Annotated in this window: 22 protein-coding genes; 4 read left to right on the plus strand and 18 right to left on the minus strand. The window is 61.0% G+C overall.

Annotation, left to right across the window (positions count from 1 at the left end; genetic code table 11):
- Positions 1-33: 33 nt before the first annotated feature.
- Together LOY33_RS12940 and LOY33_RS12945 are read left to right on the plus strand one after the other, a co-directional pair.
- Complete coding sequence (locus LOY33_RS12940; protein WP_210015025.1) at positions 34-693, plus strand: helix-turn-helix domain-containing protein; 660 nt, start codon at positions 34-36, stop codon at positions 691-693.
- Between the two features lie 141 nt (positions 694-834).
- Entirely contained in the window at positions 835-1296 is a 462-nt protein-coding gene (locus LOY33_RS12945) for a hypothetical protein (protein WP_210015026.1), read from the plus strand.
- Positions 1297-1612: 316 nt separating this feature from the next.
- Here LOY33_RS12945 and LOY33_RS12950 read toward each other — a convergent pair whose 3' ends face one another.
- Positions 1613-2161, minus strand: a complete 549-nt coding sequence (locus LOY33_RS12950; RefSeq protein WP_210015027.1) for a superinfection exclusion B family protein — start codon at positions 2159-2161, stop codon at positions 1613-1615.
- A 442-nt stretch (positions 2162-2603) separates the two neighbouring features.
- On the opposite strand from LOY33_RS12950, the gene LOY33_RS12955 reads away from it, so the two are divergent.
- On the plus strand, positions 2604-2852 hold the full coding sequence (locus tag LOY33_RS12955; RefSeq protein WP_210015028.1) for a hypothetical protein: 249 nt from the start codon (positions 2604-2606) through the stop codon (positions 2850-2852).
- 130 nt (positions 2853-2982) lie between these two features.
- On the opposite strand, the gene LOY33_RS12960 is transcribed toward LOY33_RS12955, so the two are convergent.
- From LOY33_RS12960 to LOY33_RS13030, 15 genes are all read right to left on the minus strand, one after another.
- Positions 2983-3738, minus strand: a complete 756-nt coding sequence (locus LOY33_RS12960) for a C40 family peptidase (RefSeq protein WP_210015029.1) — start codon at positions 3736-3738, stop codon at positions 2983-2985.
- A 2-nt stretch (positions 3739-3740) separates the two neighbouring features.
- A complete protein-coding gene (locus tag LOY33_RS12965; RefSeq protein ID WP_210015030.1) occupies positions 3741-4493 on the minus strand; it encodes a phage minor tail protein L in 753 nt (250 codons plus the stop codon).
- Positions 4494-4502: 9 nt separating this feature from the next.
- Positions 4503-4841 (minus strand): phage tail protein, encoded by a 339-nt coding sequence (locus tag LOY33_RS12970; protein WP_054915196.1) that lies wholly within the window; start codon positions 4839-4841, stop codon positions 4503-4505.
- Positions 4841-8191, minus strand: a complete 3351-nt coding sequence (locus LOY33_RS12975; RefSeq protein ID WP_210015031.1) for a phage tail tape measure protein — start codon at positions 8189-8191, stop codon at positions 4841-4843. The genes LOY33_RS12970 and LOY33_RS12975 overlap by 1 nt, the downstream gene beginning before the upstream one ends.
- A 3-nt stretch (positions 8192-8194) precedes the next feature.
- Positions 8195-8455, minus strand: coding sequence for a DUF1799 domain-containing protein (locus tag LOY33_RS12980; protein WP_210015032.1), 261 nt, complete (start codon positions 8453-8455; stop codon positions 8195-8197).
- Positions 8456-8508: 53 nt separating this feature from the next.
- Positions 8509-8892: a phage tail assembly chaperone gene (locus tag LOY33_RS12985; RefSeq protein ID WP_258658435.1), complete on the minus strand. Its 384-nt coding sequence runs from the start codon at positions 8890-8892 to the stop codon at positions 8509-8511.
- A gap of 10 nt (positions 8893-8902) precedes the next feature.
- Positions 8903-9562 carry a phage tail protein gene (locus LOY33_RS12990; RefSeq protein ID WP_258658437.1) on the minus strand — a complete coding sequence of 220 codons (660 nt, stop codon included), beginning with the start codon at positions 9560-9562 and terminating at the stop codon, positions 8903-8905.
- 61 nt (positions 9563-9623) lie between these two features.
- A complete protein-coding gene (locus LOY33_RS12995) occupies positions 9624-10127 on the minus strand; it encodes a KilA-N domain-containing protein (protein WP_258658438.1) in 504 nt (167 codons plus the stop codon).
- A gap of 129 nt (positions 10128-10256) precedes the next feature.
- A complete protein-coding gene (locus tag LOY33_RS13000) occupies positions 10257-10670 on the minus strand; it encodes a DUF4128 domain-containing protein (protein ID WP_258658439.1) in 414 nt (137 codons plus the stop codon).
- Entirely contained in the window at positions 10667-11341 is a 675-nt protein-coding gene (locus LOY33_RS13005; RefSeq protein WP_236171592.1) for a hypothetical protein, read from the minus strand. Before LOY33_RS13005 ends, LOY33_RS13000 begins: the two co-directional genes overlap by 4 nt.
- Position 11342: 1 nt before the next feature.
- Positions 11343-11735, minus strand: coding sequence for a hypothetical protein (locus tag LOY33_RS13010; protein WP_258658447.1), 393 nt, complete (start codon positions 11733-11735; stop codon positions 11343-11345).
- A gap of 3 nt (positions 11736-11738) precedes the next feature.
- Positions 11739-12116, minus strand: a complete 378-nt coding sequence (locus tag LOY33_RS13015; protein ID WP_088514733.1) for a hypothetical protein — start codon at positions 12114-12116, stop codon at positions 11739-11741.
- Between the two features lie 3 nt (positions 12117-12119).
- On the minus strand, positions 12120-12425 hold the full coding sequence (locus LOY33_RS13020) for a HeH/LEM domain-containing protein (RefSeq protein ID WP_088514734.1): 306 nt from the start codon (positions 12423-12425) through the stop codon (positions 12120-12122).
- A gap of 46 nt (positions 12426-12471) precedes the next feature.
- Positions 12472-13449: a major capsid protein gene (locus tag LOY33_RS13025; RefSeq protein ID WP_088514735.1), complete on the minus strand. Its 978-nt coding sequence runs from the start codon at positions 13447-13449 to the stop codon at positions 12472-12474.
- Positions 13450-13452: 3 nt separating this feature from the next.
- Positions 13453-14226, minus strand: coding sequence for a hypothetical protein (locus tag LOY33_RS13030; protein ID WP_258662891.1), 774 nt, complete (start codon positions 14224-14226; stop codon positions 13453-13455).
- Positions 14227-14363: 137 nt separating this feature from the next.
- On the opposite strand from LOY33_RS13030, the gene LOY33_RS13035 reads away from it, so the two are divergent.
- Positions 14364-14696 (plus strand): helix-turn-helix transcriptional regulator, encoded by a 333-nt coding sequence (locus LOY33_RS13035; RefSeq protein WP_258658455.1) that lies wholly within the window; start codon positions 14364-14366, stop codon positions 14694-14696.
- Positions 14697-14726: 30 nt separating this feature from the next.
- Here the strand turns inward: LOY33_RS13035 and LOY33_RS13040 are convergent, their stop codons facing one another.
- Both LOY33_RS13040 and LOY33_RS13045 read right to left on the minus strand, forming a co-directional pair.
- Positions 14727-15818, minus strand: a complete 1092-nt coding sequence (locus tag LOY33_RS13040; RefSeq protein WP_258658458.1) for a phage head morphogenesis protein — start codon at positions 15816-15818, stop codon at positions 14727-14729.
- Entirely contained in the window at positions 15745-17139 is a 1395-nt protein-coding gene (locus LOY33_RS13045; RefSeq protein WP_258658461.1) for a DUF4055 domain-containing protein, read from the minus strand. Before LOY33_RS13045 ends, LOY33_RS13040 begins: the two co-directional genes overlap by 74 nt.
- Positions 17140-17172 lie beyond the last annotated feature (33 nt).

Below are 17172 nucleotides of genomic sequence, written 5' to 3' on the forward strand. Positions count from 1 at the left end.
GGATAACGCATCCCGAGCAACGCTAGGACACACATGAACGCAACATTCGCTGAAAGACTTGCTCATCTGAGAGCACAAAAGGGCCTAACACAGCGCGAACTAGGCGCCGCAGCCGGGGTCGCCTGGTCGATGATTTCTAAGTACGAAGCCGGAAAATCAATGCCCCGCCTCAAGGTTCTGATGCGACTGGGAGAAGCACTTGGCGTCTCTGTGGAGGAACTTCAGGGGGCAGAGTCTGGCCGCCCGAGCGTTGAGCTATACGAAGGATTCTCTTCACGCCTTCTTGAATTGCGATGCAGGAAAAAAATCAGCCTCCGGCTGCTGTCCAAGAGGACCGGCATAGAAACCTCAGTACTGACCGAGTTCGAGCTAGGAGATCTCTCTCCGAGCACTGATGACCTCTACAACCTGGCAGACGCCTTAGGAGTCAGCGTGTCAGAACTGGCTGGACAGAAAGATGAAGCGGAAACTGTTCGAATCAAGCTCTCGTTCGAAGAGAGCCCGGACGAACCCGTAACCTTTGCAGTAACCCCAGAGTCTTACCAATCACTAATCGAGGCGGCAGAGAAATTTAAACTCACACCAGGGGAGGTTTTGGCGCGACTCATCGAGTCAGCTGCCGGAGCTGCGAGCGACCCAGGCAATGCCTCAGAGGGCGCTCTTAACCTGCTCGATTCGATGAAGCTCCAGTAGCCCGCGTTGTTTTGCGGCCTAATCTGTAAAGGGCGCAACCCAAGCCCGGCCAGCCCGGCTTTTTCATAAGCGTCATAAATTAAAAAACCCAGCGCCCGACCGCGCGATAACGCTGTGCACCTCTTAGCTACGGAAAGCCTCATGAATGAATGGATGAACAATCCGCAACTCTGGATCAACAGCGTAGTCTCCGCACTTATCGCACTCGCGCTACCACCGCTGTACCGTCTCGGACATGACAAAGCTCAGCTATTGCTGTCCGGAGCAAAGGGCCGGATACGATCCTTTTTCCGAGGTCGCAAACTGAAAGACATGAAGCGTATCAAGGCTGCCAGATTTGACAGCGTAAGAATTAACAGAGAGATCGTACTTAGCTACGCGATGCTAACGCTGTTTATCTTGACTGCTGCATTGTGCGTTGTGAGTTTCGGGTTTGCACCTAATGAGGCGCATAAGAGCTATGTTCTGGCCATCCTATACGGCTCGCTAACCGGTATTCCACTTCTGATTTTTGAGTTCGCTTGGCTGGTAACATCTACCCGAGTAGACGAGATGCTGAAGTATCGACGCCGTATCAAACGAAATGGTCGCCGGCTCTGCTAGTTTAGAGATCTGCGCTTTGCTGACTGTTTCATCTCAGCCGTCTTCCACTGGATATCCGCGTGTCCGAGTCCATACTTACCTTCAAATACCTCAGTCACACCCAGCGGGACGACGGCACGATCGCGAGCTACACCATCGAAGTAACCAACACGCATAGCGATAAAGTCGAAGTGTTCCAAATAGAGCCCAGGCACCTTGCCTCAGCACATGAAGCGACTTCTTTTACACCGGTGCATGCTCTACACCGTAAGGCAAAAGAAGCATGAGGAAATGATGGTCGAAATGTTCGATGCTCAGCCAGATCGGTGAATACCCCTCACCACCCTCGATCCCGCTTATCAGTACGATAGAAATTCGTCGTACCATCAAGAAGCTCCGGATAGGCGTGAACATATGTCCAGGCCAGCTCACTTATATTGTGAGCGAATCCTTCAAGAATACTACCCATGGATGCCGACCTGAATATTATCCTGCTTGCAACTAACCCCTGCACAACGCCATCATCAACGCGGAGTGTATTGGCTCGTGTATTGTTTGCGACGTAGTATCGCAGAATCTGCTTTTCATCTTCGGTTAGAGAGCGAAGTTTCTCAAGAACCCTTCTCTCGTGCTTACTTTTCTTGAACCTAATGCCTATTAACTTCCCAACTGCCGACACGACATAGACACCCCAAAGAACAGAGCTTACCAACAGCGCCATCCCCAGCCATTTCTTGTTATCACTCACAAAGGAGCTAAGTCCTAAAGATTCCAGCCAGCCATCCGGAGCGAAAAGCAGGAATCCAGAAACCAACGCAACAGCTACGAAATAGCGGGGCGCAATTTTGAGTAGCTCAACGGCTGATTTTAAAAGCTCGGCGAACATTTTTACCCTCGGCACGGGCCTGATGAAGCCTACAATTTACCACAGCCATATAGAGGCTACCGCCAAATGCAAAAAGCCCAGCGCGGGGCTGGGCTTCAATCCTAGGAGCTTCGTTAACGCCTGCGTCTCTGCTCTACAAGTGCGTCAGCGATCTTGGCTACCTGCTCCACTGCATCTTTGATGTAGTTCGTTCCGCTAGCCCCTTTGAGGGCATCTGGCAGCGCCGCGGCAGGATACGCGTCCCACGCTTCACGTTCGGTACGACGCTTGCCCCAACCACCAACTGCCACCATCGGCCCACGCCTGTCCACCCATCCACCATGGACGGAAAGCCAGTACGTGGCCTGGGCCGGGGCGTAGTAGCGTTGTGCCTTCCAACGAACCGCCCCGGTCCGTTGCCGGAAAGCCCATGGACTGGGGCATGAAGACCTAGGAGGTCGATGTGAGCAACGACAGAACCGTAGAACAGCGCCTTAATGACCTTGAGCATGCGCTCAGGACAGCCATTGTTTTCAATATGAACGCCGCGGCGGTGTTGGGACGACGCCTCGCCTACGGGAATGATGCTATCGCGAGCGCAATTGCGCAGGAACTACAAAGCCTGAAGTCCGAACAATTCCAAAACATCGACAAAGCTCTGCACGACAGCTACATCGACAACCTTGTACAGAGCATTACCGGTCGAGTTTGAATCCAGAGGCATAGTAGAAACCCAAGCGAGGGTGCTGAACCATCAGCACTCTCCAATCGGAAGATGCCCGTTTAACCTCATCACGCTTTTTTTCGCTTGCCATATTTACTCTCCTGCGGCCTGGCCGCTTTCACTTCGCGTCCCGATGACGCAACACAAGGCGTGTCCGGGCAAGCCATGGCCCGCCGAACACGATGATTTCTGATGGCCTGCCGTACAGGTGATGCAGCAGGAACGGGCCCTGGCCGAACACCTGGACCTGCTCGTCTGGCAGTTGCGGGTCGGCGCCCAGGTAAATCCCAGCATGGTTCGGGTGCGCCGTGCGCCCCACCTCCATGACGATCATGTCGCCGTGCTGTGGCCGGTCGACCTGGTAGAAGCCCGCCGCCTCATAGGCCTGCTCGTACAAGCTGGGCCCGGCGGCCTGCTCCCACCACCCGTCCTCCCGTGCGTAGGCCGGGAACTCCAGCCCCCACTCCCGCTGATACCAGTCTGCGCAGGCCTGCCAGCAGTCCCAGGCGCCGTGTACGAATGGCCGGCCGAGCAGCGGCGTGCTGCCGCTTGGGGTGATGGTCCGCAGATCGCCTTCAGGCCAGGACAGGATATGCCAGGGCAGTGCCGTGGCTTCGCACATGGCCAGGTCACGCGGTGACGGCCTACTGGTGGCGTCGGGGTGCGAATGTACGATGCCGATCACCTCGCCCTGATCTTCCGCTGCTGCGTATTCCTCCGGCGCGATCCGGAACTCTTCGCCCGGGTTGCTCGCAGTGTTGGTGCACGGCACGTAGATCTGCTTTCGGCCTACGGCCAAGATCAACCCGCAGCACTCGCGCGGGTACTCAGCCGCGGCGTGCGCTTGCACGGCGGCCAGGATGTGTTTGCGCATGGTCAGCTCCGTGCGATCAGGGATACGGCCGGAAAGCCTCCGAACGAAAGCTCGTTGGTTTCGCCGAAGCGCAACTTGCAGGAGCTGAGGCAACCCTTGCACTGGTCCTTCGAAGGGTCGTCCGTGGGGTTGTCCTCGTCGTCAAACATCGCCGCGCCGGTGTAGTTGCAGTCAGGGCCCCGATAACCATTGGTCATGGCCCAGTGGCAAAAGGTGGTCATCTGCCGGCCCGGCAGACCGAAGCCGTCAATCTCGCCCGGGGAAGAAAGCTCCCACACGACCATCTCGCCGTCTTCGCCGGTCTTCTGGTCGATGTACCAGATCTCGAGCGCCTCTTGGGTCGGGTCTGCTTCGGGGTTCCCGCCCGGGAAGTTCTCGGCATCCAGGTACTGGGCCAGGGTCTCGCGTACAGTCAGTTGAAACTTCAGCAGGTCGTCGAACGCCAGGCACAGCGCAGTGATACGGCCGTTGACGTTGCCAGCGGACAATGTCGGCCGGGTTGCAGAGCCGTTGCTGTCCGCCCCAATACCTTCGATCTGCACTGGCCAGGCCGCATACTCGTTGCCCTGCCAGAAGATCGACTTGGCCGGCAGCTGATCGGCGTTCGCGCCGGCTGCAGCTAGTTCCTCGGGCGAGTGCGGGATAGCGTGGCCGTGGAATCGCAGCACGTCGGCGCCGTGTTCGGAGCCGTCGATTTCAAAGAGGATCACCTCATTGCCAGGCTCCAGCTTCTGGATGTCTCTGATCAGGGGCATGGATTGACCTTAAGGGTGGAATGTCTGCGTGAATGTTGCGGCCAGGGCGTAGATCAGGCCGCCGCGGTTGCTGAGCTGGTAGCCGGCGCATTTGTACAGCCCGAGCTCTCCAAGCGGAGGCGTCCATAGAAAGGCCTTCGCGCCCTGGTGCCGATCAAGGAAGGCCTTTACGGCCTTCACTTGCTCCTTGGTGCCGGTGCACGTGATGGGCCAGGACTGCGAGCGGTTGTTCAGGCTTTCGCCAACGGACTGTTCGTATCCATCCGCAAAGCGTTTGGTTCGAACCGCAAAGGTGAACTCGCCCTGCTCGCCAGACTGCAGCCGCCAGGTGAATGTCTCGATAGCCATCAGCGCCCCTTCAATGCCGTGTTGATACGGCCGCCCTGCCTGAGATCCTTGGCCATCATCTGGTTGTACTTCTGCTCAACAAACGTCGCGAGCTCGCTGCCGAACTGCTCGTACCCAGCGGTGTCGGCCGACGAGGCGGCATTTCCCTCGCCATCGATGCTCACCGACACATGGATCACCGTACCGCCGCCCGCTCCAGCTGCCGCAGCGGATACCGGCCCAGCCCCCAGCGGCGTGATCGTGCCGCCCTCGGCCCCCATCATCAGGTAGGTCTTCCCTCCCTGATTCAGCAGCTCCGGGCCCAGTTCGTTGACCTGGTAGAGCGAGTTCGCCGCTACCGGTCCGCCGGCGGCACGTTGACCAGAGACGAAGTTGTCCATGATCTCCGGGCTGTAGCCAGCCTGGGTTGAGCCTGCAGAGGTAGGTGCGCTGCCGCCACTGAACCAGGCGCCCAGCGCACTGCCGGCAATGCTCGACAGCAGCCCTGAGGCAGCCTGCCGGGTGGCAATCCGCGCCATGTCCGCCAGGATCGACTTGGTGAAGTCGGCGAACGAGAACTTGCCGGAGATGGCGAAGTTCGCGACGGAGTCTTCCATCGAGCTGAAGGCGTTGGTGAACAGGCTCTTGGTCTGGCCGGCGACATCTCGGGCCGACTCAAGGTAGTTCTGGAAGGCCGACGAAGCGCCGGCGCTCCAGCTGCCCTGGGCAGTGGTCATGTCGTTGTAGTTGGCGATTGCAGTTTCCTGCAGGTCGCGCTGGGTTTTGTCGAGCGCCGAGAGCTTCTGGTTGTACTCATCGAGGCTCATGCCGCGGGAGCCATCACCGTACTGGTTGGCCAGGTCCAGCTTCTGCTGGTTGATCCGGTCGGCGATACCGTTCTGCTGGTCCTGCAGGCCGCGTTGCCGGTCGCCCAAGCCGAGGCCTTCGGCAGATCGCTGCCCTTGCAAGCGCAGCGCCTTCACCTGCTGGTCCAGCGCGCTGGTGTAGGTCTGCACCGCCTGGGCCTGCTTGCGCAGCCGCCCCTCCTCGTTCGTGGCCAGCACGGCCAGTTCCGAATCAGCGTCCTTCTGCGCCTTGACCATGTTGGCCCGGGCATCGGCGATCTTCTGGTCCAGCTGGATCTGCTGGGCGGCCGAGGTACCGGCCTTGCCCTTGGCAGCTTCGAGCGCCGCGATCTCCGCCTGATAGGCGTTGGTCACCTCGCCTTTCTGCTGCTCGATGATGGCCGCGCGCTGGGCCGCGTACGACTCCTGGGAGATGATGCCGGCCTTCTGGGCTGCATCCAGCTCCTTCTGATTGTTTTTGTACTCAGCCAGGATGGAGTTGAGAGCGTTCTTCTGTGTGTTGAAGCCGGAGAGGTCTACAGCGCCAGTACGCCCAGCAGGATCCTTGTACTGCTCGGAAATGTTGCTGCGGACCCTTGCGACAGTCTCCGGGTTGAGTCGAGCATCAGCTGGATCCTTCTTCCTGATGACATCCAGCGACCGCTCGTACTCTTTGAGCGCCTCGCTGCGTTTCTTAGAGTTGGTCCAGGCAGACTTCTCCAGGGCATCGACCTTAGCCATGGCCTTGATGGTCTTCTCGTTGGCCTCCGCCTCCTGGCGGTCAAATGCGGCGTTTTCCTCCTGGGCTGCTTTCTTATCCTTCAAGAACTGAAGCTGATCAGTGTAGAACTCGACCATCGTGTCGCGGTTCTGGAAGGCACCAACGTCGCCGCGCTCGGCACCGGCCAAGTTGATCTCGGCCTGGCGGATATCGTCGTCGATGCTCTCCCGACCAATGTTTTTCAACTGATCGGCAGCCTTGGCGACCGCGTTGTAACCGCGCTCCCACCAGCTCAGGTTCTCGATGATCTTTGGGGTGCGCTCGTTGATGGCGTCTGCGAAGGCTTCGGTGGCGAGCTTGACGGCGTCCGCGTGCCTGCCTTGCTGCTCAAGAGCGGCAATCTGCGAATAGACCGAGCTCGTCAAGTAGTTGTACTGCGTGTTCAGCGCGACCGAGGCTTTCACTGGGTCGTCCGCCAGCTTGACGAACTCGGCAATGGTCTCGGAAACCGCCCGGCCCGTTGCCTCCTCCATCGACACGGCTGCTTGCGCCACATCCATGAAGCTGTCGCCAGCGATCTTGCCGCTACCGGCCAGGCTCGCCAGAACCGATGCAGCTGCCCCAGTTGTGCCAACAGTCGCACTCACCTGCTTGGCCATACTGCCCAGCTGATCGGCAGTCAGCCCGGCGGAATTACCCGTCAAGATCAGCGCGTTGCTATAGGCGTCTGCCTCTTCGGAGCCTTTGTAGAAGGCATACCCCAGCGTCACTGCGGCAGCAGCCGAGACGGTAAAGGGATTGATCAGCCCCAGGATGTAGCCGCCCAAGGCACGCGCCGCCGGGCCAAGCCCGCCGAACATATCCTTGAGCTGGCCGCCCTGCTGCAGGGCAACCATCATGATCGGCTGGCCAGCGACAATCGACGTGAAAATATCAGTGAACTGAGCCGGTACACCTCGCAACGCTGCAGCGGTAGCCTTTGCGGTCATGCCAGTGCTGCTCAGCGCGGCATCCGCACTACCCAGGGCAGACCTCGCCTGGTCAACCTTCGTCTTGTACTCAGCGAAGGTCTCGGGGTCGAGGGCGCCGCTGGCCTTGAACCCCTGCAGCTTCTGCTCCATCTGATCCAGACGACTCATGGCTGCGACCGTAGGGTCGATTTTACCGAGCAGGTCGTCGAGAGCCTGGCCCTGATCGCGCTGCGCGGCGGATGCGCTCTTGGCGGAGCCGGCCAGGCGCTCTTCTGTTGCCAGCAGAGCTTGTGCGCGGGTATTGATGGCGGCCTGCCGACTGGCGTTGTCCGACAGGACGGCATTCGCCTGGCTGGTAACTTCGGCGGTTTGAGCAGTAGCGCGGTTCAGCGATTGAACGTACTCGCTCGCCTCCAGGGATGCCCGCGCCATGGCCAGAAGTCGAGCCTGCTGCTCATCAGCAGTTTCTGCGGCGCGGTGGCTTGCCTGGGCCCCTGCGTCAGTGGCGGTCGTCAGCGCGGCCTGGGCCTGCCCGGCCTGCTCAGCCCCGGCCTTGAATGCAGTCATGCCCGCCGCGGCGGTGGTCACGGCACGGCCGACCGTGATCATCTGCTGTGCCAGCTCAGCCTGCTTGGCGTTGAGAGCCTGCAGCTCCTGAACAATCTGCCGGGTATCACCCTGCATCCCGCTCAGCGCTGACTCCCAGGCGCGCCCGGTCTTGCCCGCCGATTCCTCGCTACGCTTGCCAGCGTCTGCCAGCTTGTCGAGGTCGCTTGCAGCCTCGACAGCATCGCCGGAATCAACCTTGATCCCGAGTTCGGCAATGGTGGTCATGATCTACTCCACGGATTCGGCCATGACGGCCAAGGCCTCGGCCTCCATTACACGGAGATCGGGAAAAATGTCGGGAAGGTCGCGGCGCTTGATGCCGAGCATCGAAGCGATGGCCGGGATGATTGAGTAGTCCAGGCCTGAGGGGCCGCCCATGCCCGTCCGCCACTGGGTGGACATTGCCTCGAACAGGCGGAAGGCTGGCCAGGCATCCGGCCAGACCTCAACCTCTTCTTCGGGAAGGTCGGCGCGGCTCAGGCCGAGCATCGCCAGCTGCCCTTCGGAGGCCCCCTGCTCGTAGACAGCCCTGGCCGCGCTCTTCAGTTTCCCAGGCGGGCGGGGCTGTATGCGTTCTGGAACGCGTCGATGACAGCTTTTGGCGCGCCGGTGCAGGTTCGCACCAGGTAGAGGATGGCGTCGTCGCTGAACTCGTCGTCGAGATCCCAGCCGACCACGATATCCTTCAGCTGATCTGCCTGAAGCTCGATCTCGGCGGCAGTGGCGTCCTTCCAGCTGACACCTTCCTCCTTTGCCTTTTCCGCCCAGGCATCGCGCGCTTTGTTCCAGCGGTCGAACATCTCGGCCAGGGTGACACGATCCATGTAGCGGAAAGTGAACTCCACCGGCACCGCCTCACCGCCAATACGCGGCACCTGAACCAGGGCAGTGAACTTCGGGTTCTGCGCAATCTTGATCTTCGCCATGGGGGTCTCCTTAGGCCGCTTTCAGGTAGCGCAATGGGCGGCCGGACAGGCCTACGCTGATGGTGCGGGTCATCAGGTTATTCCGCTCCATGGTTGGGGTGGTGGTGATACTCACATAGCCCGGATAGAGGATCTGGTCACCGTTGCGCAGCTTCAGGCGCACCACAGTCAGCTCCTTGGTTTCGTCGAAGCCCTCTACAGCGCCAACATAGGCGGCGGTGGGCTGGTCCTCGACAACGATGGCCAGGCTGATCGGGTTGCGGTTGGTCGGCATCTGACGGTCGTCATCGTCTTCGAGGTAGCCGACGGTCAGGAACTGCTGTTCACCGCCAGACGGGGTAAAGCCGGTGACCTTGGAGATCTGAACCCAGTCGGTGACGGGGATGATGGAGCCAAGGCCGGCGCCGGGGGTGAAGGTATCGACGTCAGCGGTGCTCACACCACCCAGCGCGAAACTGTCAGTCAGTGCGTTGGCTACCCGGGCGGCGCGGTCGGTGAGCTTGGCCCAGCCGGAGTCGATCAGCACCACGTCCTGCGTGTCGAGACCATGGTCCTCGGCGGTCAGAACTGGCGGCGCAGCGTTTGAGATTGCAGTGAAGGGGATGGCGGTCCCCAGGGTCATGGCGATCTCAACGATAGCGCCGTTCGGCAGCGGGAAGCGTGCGGCCATGGTGTTTTCCTCTTGGGTAGAAAAAGCCCGCACGCGGCGGGTTTCATGGGTGTATTTCTTGTCAGGCTGCGTCGAGGCCCAGGGTCATTTGCAGTTGGCTGCGCCAGTGCTCGACTTCTGCCTCAAGCGGAGGCTTATTCCAGCGGTGCTTGGCCAGTTCTCTGCCAGCAAAGCTGCCTCGCTCGTTCTGATCCTGAAGTGCCTTGCAGGCACGGTCGAATTTCTGCTTTTCGTCCAGCTCGCCGCGCAGCAAGGCATCGATGTGCAGGTCGCACCAGACGGCAAAATCCACGTCCAGCCAGCGGGCGAATGAGACCGCCAGCTTTGGGTGAAGCCAGGTCCCGCCGCTGCGGCCCTTTGTGCTTCGAACTAAAAGGTGGGATTCCCCCACATTTAAGTGGCGCGCCAGCGCATCCATATACTTGACCGACTCAGGAAGGCGCAGCCATTCGGCAGGCTTCTTGCCGTAGCGCTTGGCCACATCGGTCGCGTTGATCCAGCCCTCGCTATTGAAGCGAACGGCCTGGCCTTGGTAGTGAAACGGAATGACGTTGCTCTCGATCATCTGTGCCACCTCGTTCATCAGGCGAATAGATACGCAGCCGGGGCGGACGGATGAACGAACATCCACCGTTCGGCTGTACGGGCCTAGGCTGCGTGTTTGGTTGGCCTCCAGAAGAGGCCGTTGAGTGATTTACAGGTCCGCGACGCCGCGGTAAGTGAAGCTGGCCGGGACCGTGTAGGTCGCAGGCTCGGTGATGGTGGGCCCCTGCTCCAGCGGCTCGACGATCAAGCCTTCGAAGCCGTTGCGGCTGAGCTCGGTGTCGACGCGGAACAAGATGCTCAGTTCGTCGACCATGACCTCAGCAGTAGACAGAGCCTGGCCCGCCGGGCAGACGATGCTCACCTGGTAGACACCGGTGTACTCGTAGGCCTCGCCACCCAGGTAGCGGCAGGCGGTTCCAGCCGGCAGAAGGTACGCTCGTAGGTAGGACTCGTTTATCTGTGGCTCAAAGCCTTCTTCAAAATTGGCGACCCGGATCTGTCGCGCCGCAGCCCAGTCCATCAGTTTGATCTCGATGGCCTGACGGGCTCGTGCATGGCTCATACTTGGTTGTTCCTGATAGCTTCGTCGACGATGCGCTGAAAGTTGGCCAGGGTGACCCGGACCATACCGTGCGGTGCCTGGGTTGAGTGCCCGTATTCCAAAGGCACCGCGTAGATTAGGTTGTTCACGATGTAGGCCGTCTGGCCAATGGTCAGGGCCTGCACCTGGGCCTGCAGGTCAGCGATCGCCTGGCTGCCCGACGGGTCGATGCGGTCGAGCTCGCCAGTTGCCGGAGCATCGATGGAGAATTGCCAGTTGCCCCGGAACCGTCCGCCGACGTAGCCCTGGCCTGCTACCAAGCCATTGGTGGCGAAGTTCTGCTCGCGCTCGGTCTTGGTCAGGGGCTTGGCGTACTTGACGCCCTTGCGCAGATTGCCGGCTTTGGTGAAGTTGTCCTGGTTCAGGTTGATCAGGGTGTTGCGGACCGCGACCTTGAAGTCGTAGTCATCGGCGGCCCTGGTTGCCTTGGCCCGATGGGCCACGTTGGCCGCCCATATCTCAGGGTTGCCTACCGGCGACATGCGGATAACGCTGCTGCCGATCTCGATCACGATTTCGCGGAAGGTAGCGTCGAGTGCTTGCTCGGCCTGCTCGGCGAACGCCCGGATAGCCTCGGCAAAGCCGCCCTGCAAGCCGCCGTAGCGCTGGGTCATGTGTGATCCGCGGGGCATGTCACTTCCTCAGTTGGACGGTCCAGGTGGCTTGGGCTGGGTCTTCGGATACGTTGAGCGTCCGGAACCCGCTGATCAGGTCGCCGATCTTCGGCGCGGCCGGGGTGGCGGCCACCGCATCGGCCCGCCCTTCGAACAGTTCGTTCTGCAGCACCAACAGCTTCACGTCCTCGGTTTGGATGCGCGAGCCGTCGATTTCCTTGGCCAGGTAGCTACCGAACACACCGCGCCCGGCGTAATTGATGGTCGAGGCCGGGACAGTGCCGCCGATCTCGGGGTCATATCCGCCCTTCACGGTGCGAGATCCGGCTACAGGCTTCACCGCGTCAGCAAGGCCGTCTGGATCATCGAACGCTTCCGCCAGCTCCGCTTGGAGTTCTTCGCGCATGCCCATGGGTCAGATCCTCTTGAGCATTACGGTGCCGGCGCGGCGGGTCCAGGGTGCGATGAGGTCGAGAGCGAAGTTCTCGCCGGTCGAGCGATCGACAGACCCCGCGACGTAGGTCTTACTGGTCGAGGTGCCAGCCTGGGCCGACACAGTCTTGCTCTGGATCTCGCGCTGGGTGTCCTTGTAGAGCTGGCCGGCGGCGGCCAACTTGGCCACCTGCGCGCCAGCACTCACGATGGCGTCCGGCACCGGGTCTGGCACCATTCGCTTTATCTTGGCCGTCAGCCAGGCGTTGGCCATGGCCACGGCAAGGACCGCATCACCGGCGCCAGCCCAGCCCTGCCCGAGCTTTTCGTCAACGTCAGCGACAGTGATGAAGTCAGTCATGGATCACTCCTGGGGGATCAGGGCTTGCAGGTCGGGCTTTTTCGCGCCGGCGTCGAAGTCGATGCCCTTGGCAGTGAGCCATTCCTTCAGTTCGGGAACGTTCATCTTGCGCGGGTCAGTCTCGGCCTCTTCTTGGCCGTCTTGCTCGCCAACCTTGATACCCGCAGCCTCGTAGGCCTCGACGATCTCAGGCGCCTCGCCTTCGACCACAACATGCGTTGCGCCGTCGATGACCCCGAAGAACTGACTCAGGAGCCGGTAACAAACGCCGCGCTCGCGGCCTGGCTTGTCGGTGTAGATAACTTTCATGGTGATCTCCTGCGCAGGGCGCCAAGTCGGCGCCCCGCATCATGGGTCAAGGGGTGGCGGTGCCGCTGATGACGGCGGCGAACGGCACCTGCTTGCGGTCGAACACACGTTCCCAGTTCGCAGCGCTGGCGTACTGGGTGGCGTTCGGGCTCAGGTTAAGGTTGTTGCTGCCTTTCCAGCTGAAACCGGCGGGCTGTAGGATGAAGGTTTTGCGTTCCCACAGGACTTCGGCACCGCCGCCATTGCCACCGTCCGGCTTGCGCTGCAGCTCGACCGGCACATGCGGAGCCCCCTCGCCATAACCGAAAGCGCCTTGGCCGAAGAATACCGACAGGAATTGACCGGGCGCATAGGTCAGGCTGTCATCCATGAACACCGGCTTGCCGAGGTAGGTGGCCAGGATGATTTTGCCGGTCGAATCGCGCAGGTACTCAATCAGGTCCTGCTTGACCATCTGGTTCATGACCACCGAGTGCACGCCAATGGCTCCGAACATGTCAGCCGCATCACCGGCAGTGAAGGCAGCGTCCTGAAACGCGGTGGCGCTGATGGTGGCACCTGCGTCCTTGACCATGTCACCGGCATTGTTGGCAATGTTCGAAGCGATGATGCCTCGTGCAGCGCCCAGCAGATAACGCTGCCACTGGCGGGTCCAGTACGTGCCGAAGCGGTTGCGGATGTGCTGCATGGGCTCGCTATTGGCCAGCTCAGCAGTGAGGTCGGCAACACCGTAGCCTTTGTTGAGGTAAAGCGTACGGGCCCGCATGCTGCCCTGCTCGGCCTTGCCGACCTCGCCCAAGTCATCCGGGTTGTCGTTGGAGATGTTCGGCGCCTCGTCGGCGTCGAGATCTTGCCAGTAGCTGATCTCGGAGGTGCCCTGGCCGTTGTTGGCGATATTGTCGAGCGTCGGCGAGCGGGTCACGATTCCCGATTCGAAGACGGAGGTTTTTTCAGGGGTGTTCACCGGCGCCAGCGCGCCGTAGTAGTCGCGGACGAAGATGTCCGACAGCTGGGTCGTGGCCATGGATTAGGTTCCTTGGGTGGCTTGCAGTTTTTTGAATGCTTCGGGGTTGTCGCGAGCGATCGCAGCGCGCTCGATCTCGGTGTACTCACCCCACTTCTTCGTGGCCTTGCCACCGTTGTCGCCGGTCTGCCCGGCACCCTGAGCCCTTGGCCACAGGTGTGTGGCGGTTTCGCGCAGCGATTCCGCCCATTCGAGGGGAGACAGCGGGGTCTTTCCATCCTTCCCGTACACGACTTCGCCGGCACGGTCAGTGGCAATAGGCTCGCCGTCTTCGCTCAGTTTGAAGGTGCCACGGGCGCGGAGGATGATGTCCTCGGCAGCCTCAGGCAGCGCGCCGGCTTTGATGGCCGCAGCGCGAATGGAATCGGCTAGCACCTTGTCGCTGTACTTGGCAGCGAAGGCTTCGGCTTTGTCCGCGCGCTCGTTGGCGGCCTTGACCTGCTTATCCAGGTCGGTGCGCAGGCGCTCGGTACGCCGGGTGATGACTTCGTCCAGCTTGCCCTCGGCGATCAGCTTGGTCTCTTCGTCCTGGCCAACCTTAGCCAGCAGCCCCTTCACTGCCTCAATATCCAGGCCTTCGAATTGACCCTTCAGTTTGTCCAGCTCGGTCTTGATGGTCTTGTTGGAGCCGATCAGCTCCTGGTTCTTGGTCTTGAGGCCCGAGACCTCACCGTCCAGGAATTTCTGCACCTCGCCGCCCAGCGCAGCTTTCAGCGCGGCAGTTTGGGTTTCATCGAGGGTGAGGCCGTGGGCGGCCGGGTCAAAGTCAAAAGGCATGTGGCTATCCCCTGGGGATTGATTGGCCCGCCTGGCGGGCACTGGAAATCCTCAATATCGCTGAGGCGGTATTTTTACTTGAAATACTGTATTAGTACTGTATTATCGTCCTACCAATACACAACAAGGAAATCGAAATGTCTCTTCCGCATCCCACTAGTCCCAAGTTCCCTGCAGCATTGAAAGCAGCTCGCGAAGCTAAGGGGCTCTCTTACACCGAGGTGGCCAAGGCCATCGGTATCAACCCAGCGATGCCTTCCCGGTACGAGAACGCCGAGCATTCGTGCTTTTGTGCACCTCGTGAGTCCACCTGGGAGAAACTCGACGCACTTCTCTTTGGTAGCGGAGTGGGCTTGCAGAAAGGCAAAAACGCGCAGACTGAAGACGTCTCGCTTGCTGAAGCTACCGTCGAGCAGATCATCCAGGAGCTCAAGGCTCGCGGCGCCAGCTCGGTAACGATCAACTACTGATGCGAGAGAGGGCGGGGAGGACGCCTGTTGCTACATCCCTGCCCGCTCAAACGCCAACGGCTCCAGCTCCTTGAGCTGGTCCAGCGTCAGCGGCTTGAAGTTCTTGTCCAACTGCAGCGCAGCGAAGCGCTCCGCCGTCAGCCCGCCACCGCGGAACAGCTTGCCGCGCACCGGCCCCAGCGCGGCGTCCTGGAAGGCTGATGGTTGCGTTTTGAGCCATTGGTAGTAGCTGAGGCTTGCCGAGACCTGTGCGCCTCCGTCTGCACCCACTGATGCCCTCGTGGCACCTTGCCCGAACAGAGCAGACAACCTGGTGATCGGCGTGATGGTGGTTCGGCAGTGAACGTGGAACGGGGGCACAGGGCCCTTGCCCATCTCGTACTCCCGACCATCCAGACTCCGGCACTGCACGCTGGTCTTCCGGTCCAAAGTGGCGACGATCCGATAGCCCGGTACAACCTCGGCGTTGGCCTTGAGCGTTTCCATACGCGCCGTCGTGGCCACATGCTGGACTGCGGTCTGGACTACTGCCCGGGCGCTTCGGTTCGTGACCGCTAGCACGCCGTCGGTGAAATTCTGCGCCGCGGTGCCGCGAATGGCCTGGGTGATCTCGGTGTTCGTCTGGCCCTGCACAACCCCGAGCCGGATGGCATTCGTCACCCGGGTGGACTCGGTGCGGGTCCAGCCTTCCAAGAACGGCTTGAGCAGCTTGCCGCCGTCCAGCCCTGCGACCTGCAATGGCTGCGTGTTGATCGCCGCCCTGATCAGGGAATCCGCCGGCATAACCGCATCGATCAGCAGCGCCTTGGCCAGGCTGCGGCCTTCGAATGCCGCCTCGTACTGCGCGATGTCGACCAGGTCGGACTGCATCCGGTCGCTGAAAGCCTTGTAGATCTCAAGCAACTTGCCACCTACCCGCCCCAGGAATTCCTCCAGCCGGCTCCGACCGTAGGTGGTCAGCTCCTTGCGGGTGAGTTGGTCGCGGACATGGCTGTCGGCTCGGCGCAGGTAGGTCTCGAACTTCTTGACCTCACCAGCCTTGAGCCGCTCAAGCAGCACCGAGTGGCGGCTTACCTGCTCCAGCAGCTTCTCGTCCGCCGTTTGCTCCGCTTTCGTCGCCATCGTCTTTGTCCAGGTTGACGCCGCCAGCGCCGTGGTCGTCGCCGATCAGCTCGGCCTCTTCGTTGTACGGGCGCTCGGGCAGCTTGCCAGTGGTGAGGTACTGCCAATACGTCTCGGCGCTGATGGTGCCTGCCATGACGCTCTTCTGCAGCTCGGCCAGCACCTGAGCATTGACCTCCGGGATCACGAACTCAGGCTTAACCGTGAAGACCACCTCGTCCGGGTTGAAGCCGGTCCACTCTGCGGCGTACCGCAGGGCCTGCTCAATGGCCTCTGCAGCGGTGATCACGATGCTATGCAGCGTTGCATGCTGGTCGTTCTGCCGGGTCTTGCGGGCCTCGCCCGACTCGGTGCCGGAGACATCCATGACCTTGGCGCCAGCTTCGAGCGCAGCGTTCTTCTGGTCGCCCATCGCCGTGCGCACTGCCTGAATGCCAGCGCCCTGGAACTCTAGGTAGCCGCATTTACCGTTCGGCCCAAGATCCCAGGCCGCAGACGGCCCGGTCACGCTGAGCTCCACGCTCTCGTCTAGACCTGATACCCACGGCTGCGGGTGGCTGGTCTGGTGCAGTGCGGTGAAGTAGTCGGCACTGAGCTGGTACGACTTCAGCGCAGCCCGGGCCATGGTCAGCAACGGGACCTCGTCCACGTCCGGCGAGTTGTCGGTCGAGCCGCAGTAGATGACCGGGATGTAGCCCAGACCCCGTACCAGATTGGCGTTGCCGTCGACGACACCCAATGGCCGGTCATCCTCTACCAGCTCTCCGGCCTCGTTGCGTACGCCAGTGCGGCAGACCGTGCCGTCCATGTAGAACTCGCGATAGACCGTCTCGCATTCGTGGCTGTAGCGGTCCTGCTCCTTGCGTCTGAACTCGCGGAACACGGACAGCACCAGGTCCTGCCGGCCGCCTTGGTCGGCGGTGTCCCAGTTGATCGCATTGCGCACCGCGTAGGTGGCGAAGTACGGCTGACCCGCATCATCGATGTTGACCACCAACGGTACCCGGCCATGGGAAATGGCCTGGCGTACGATCCGCAGGAACAGCTGAGTCAGGCCGAAGCCGTCGGCCGTGGCGTTGTCCTCAAGCCCCTTCAGGCCCGCAGGCAGCTTCACCTCGGGTATCAGGCGCGATACCAGGCCCATCATCGAGCGGAGCGAGTCACGCACCCAGTGCTCGTACTGGGCGCGGTCGGTGTAGTTACGATAGAGGTAAGCGTTGCCTGCGCCGTCCAGCTTCTCGGCCTCGACCATGCCGCTCGGCTTCGGCAAATTGCGCGGGCTGCGCTTGATGGCGCATTCGCCCTCCAGGGCGTCGTCCATCATCCGCCACTCTTCGATGTGAGCGTCGTAGTC

The organism is Pseudomonas sp. B21-036 (assembly GCF_024748925.1).
Lineage (GTDB): Bacteria > Pseudomonadota > Gammaproteobacteria > Pseudomonadales > Pseudomonadaceae > Aquipseudomonas > Aquipseudomonas palmensis.

Bases quoted from the DNA above. Each gene is read 5' to 3' on its own strand.
- LOY33_RS12950 (WP_210015027.1), bottom strand. From the start codon at position 2,161: ATGTTCGCCGAGCTTTTAAAATCAGCCGTTGAGCTACTCAAAATTGCG.
- LOY33_RS13010 (WP_258658447.1), bottom strand. From the start codon at position 11,735: ATGGGCATGCGCGAAGAACTCCAAGCGGAGCTGGCGGAAGCGTTCGAT.
- LOY33_RS13025 (WP_088514735.1), bottom strand. From the start codon at position 13,449: ATGGCCACGACCCAGCTGTCGGACATCTTCGTCCGCGACTACTACGGC.
- LOY33_RS13035 (WP_258658455.1), top strand. From the start codon at position 14,364: ATGTCTCTTCCGCATCCCACTAGTCCCAAGTTCCCTGCAGCATTGAAA.
- LOY33_RS13000 (WP_258658439.1), bottom strand. From the start codon at position 10,670: ATGAGCCATGCACGAGCCCGTCAGGCCATCGAGATCAAACTGATGGAC.
- LOY33_RS12985 (WP_258658435.1), bottom strand. From the start codon at position 8,892: ATGGCGAAGATCAAGATTGCGCAGAACCCGAAGTTCACTGCCCTGGTT.
- LOY33_RS12990 (WP_258658437.1), bottom strand. From the start codon at position 9,562: ATGGCCGCACGCTTCCCGCTGCCGAACGGCGCTATCGTTGAGATCGCC.
- LOY33_RS12995 (WP_258658438.1), bottom strand. From the start codon at position 10,127: ATGATCGAGAGCAACGTCATTCCGTTTCACTACCAAGGCCAGGCCGTT.
- LOY33_RS13005 (WP_236171592.1), bottom strand. From the start codon at position 11,341: ATGCCCCGCGGATCACACATGACCCAGCGCTACGGCGGCTTGCAGGGC.
- LOY33_RS13020 (WP_088514734.1), bottom strand. From the start codon at position 12,425: ATGAAAGTTATCTACACCGACAAGCCAGGCCGCGAGCGCGGCGTTTGT.
- LOY33_RS12980 (WP_210015032.1), bottom strand. From the start codon at position 8,455: ATGCTCGGCCTGAGCCGCGCCGACCTTCCCGAAGAAGAGGTTGAGGTC.
- LOY33_RS12975 (WP_210015031.1), bottom strand. From the start codon at position 8,191: ATGACCACCATTGCCGAACTCGGGATCAAGGTTGATTCCGGCGATGCT.
- LOY33_RS12945 (WP_210015026.1), top strand. From the start codon at position 835: ATGAATGAATGGATGAACAATCCGCAACTCTGGATCAACAGCGTAGTC.
- LOY33_RS12965 (WP_210015030.1), bottom strand. From the start codon at position 4,493: ATGCCCCTGATCAGAGACATCCAGAAGCTGGAGCCTGGCAATGAGGTG.
- LOY33_RS12960 (WP_210015029.1), bottom strand. From the start codon at position 3,738: ATGCGCAAACACATCCTGGCCGCCGTGCAAGCGCACGCCGCGGCTGAG.
- LOY33_RS12940 (WP_210015025.1), top strand. From the start codon at position 34: ATGAACGCAACATTCGCTGAAAGACTTGCTCATCTGAGAGCACAAAAG.
- LOY33_RS13015 (WP_088514733.1), bottom strand. From the start codon at position 12,116: ATGACTGACTTCATCACTGTCGCTGACGTTGACGAAAAGCTCGGGCAG.
- LOY33_RS13045 (WP_258658461.1), bottom strand. From the start codon at position 17,139: ATGGACGACGCCCTGGAGGGCGAATGCGCCATCAAGCGCAGCCCGCGC.
- LOY33_RS13030 (WP_258662891.1), bottom strand. From the start codon at position 14,226: ATGCCTTTTGACTTTGACCCGGCCGCCCACGGCCTCACCCTCGATGAA.
- LOY33_RS13040 (WP_258658458.1), bottom strand. From the start codon at position 15,818: ATGGCGACGAAAGCGGAGCAAACGGCGGACGAGAAGCTGCTGGAGCAG.
- LOY33_RS12970 (WP_054915196.1), bottom strand. From the start codon at position 4,841: ATGGCTATCGAGACATTCACCTGGCGGCTGCAGTCTGGCGAGCAGGGC.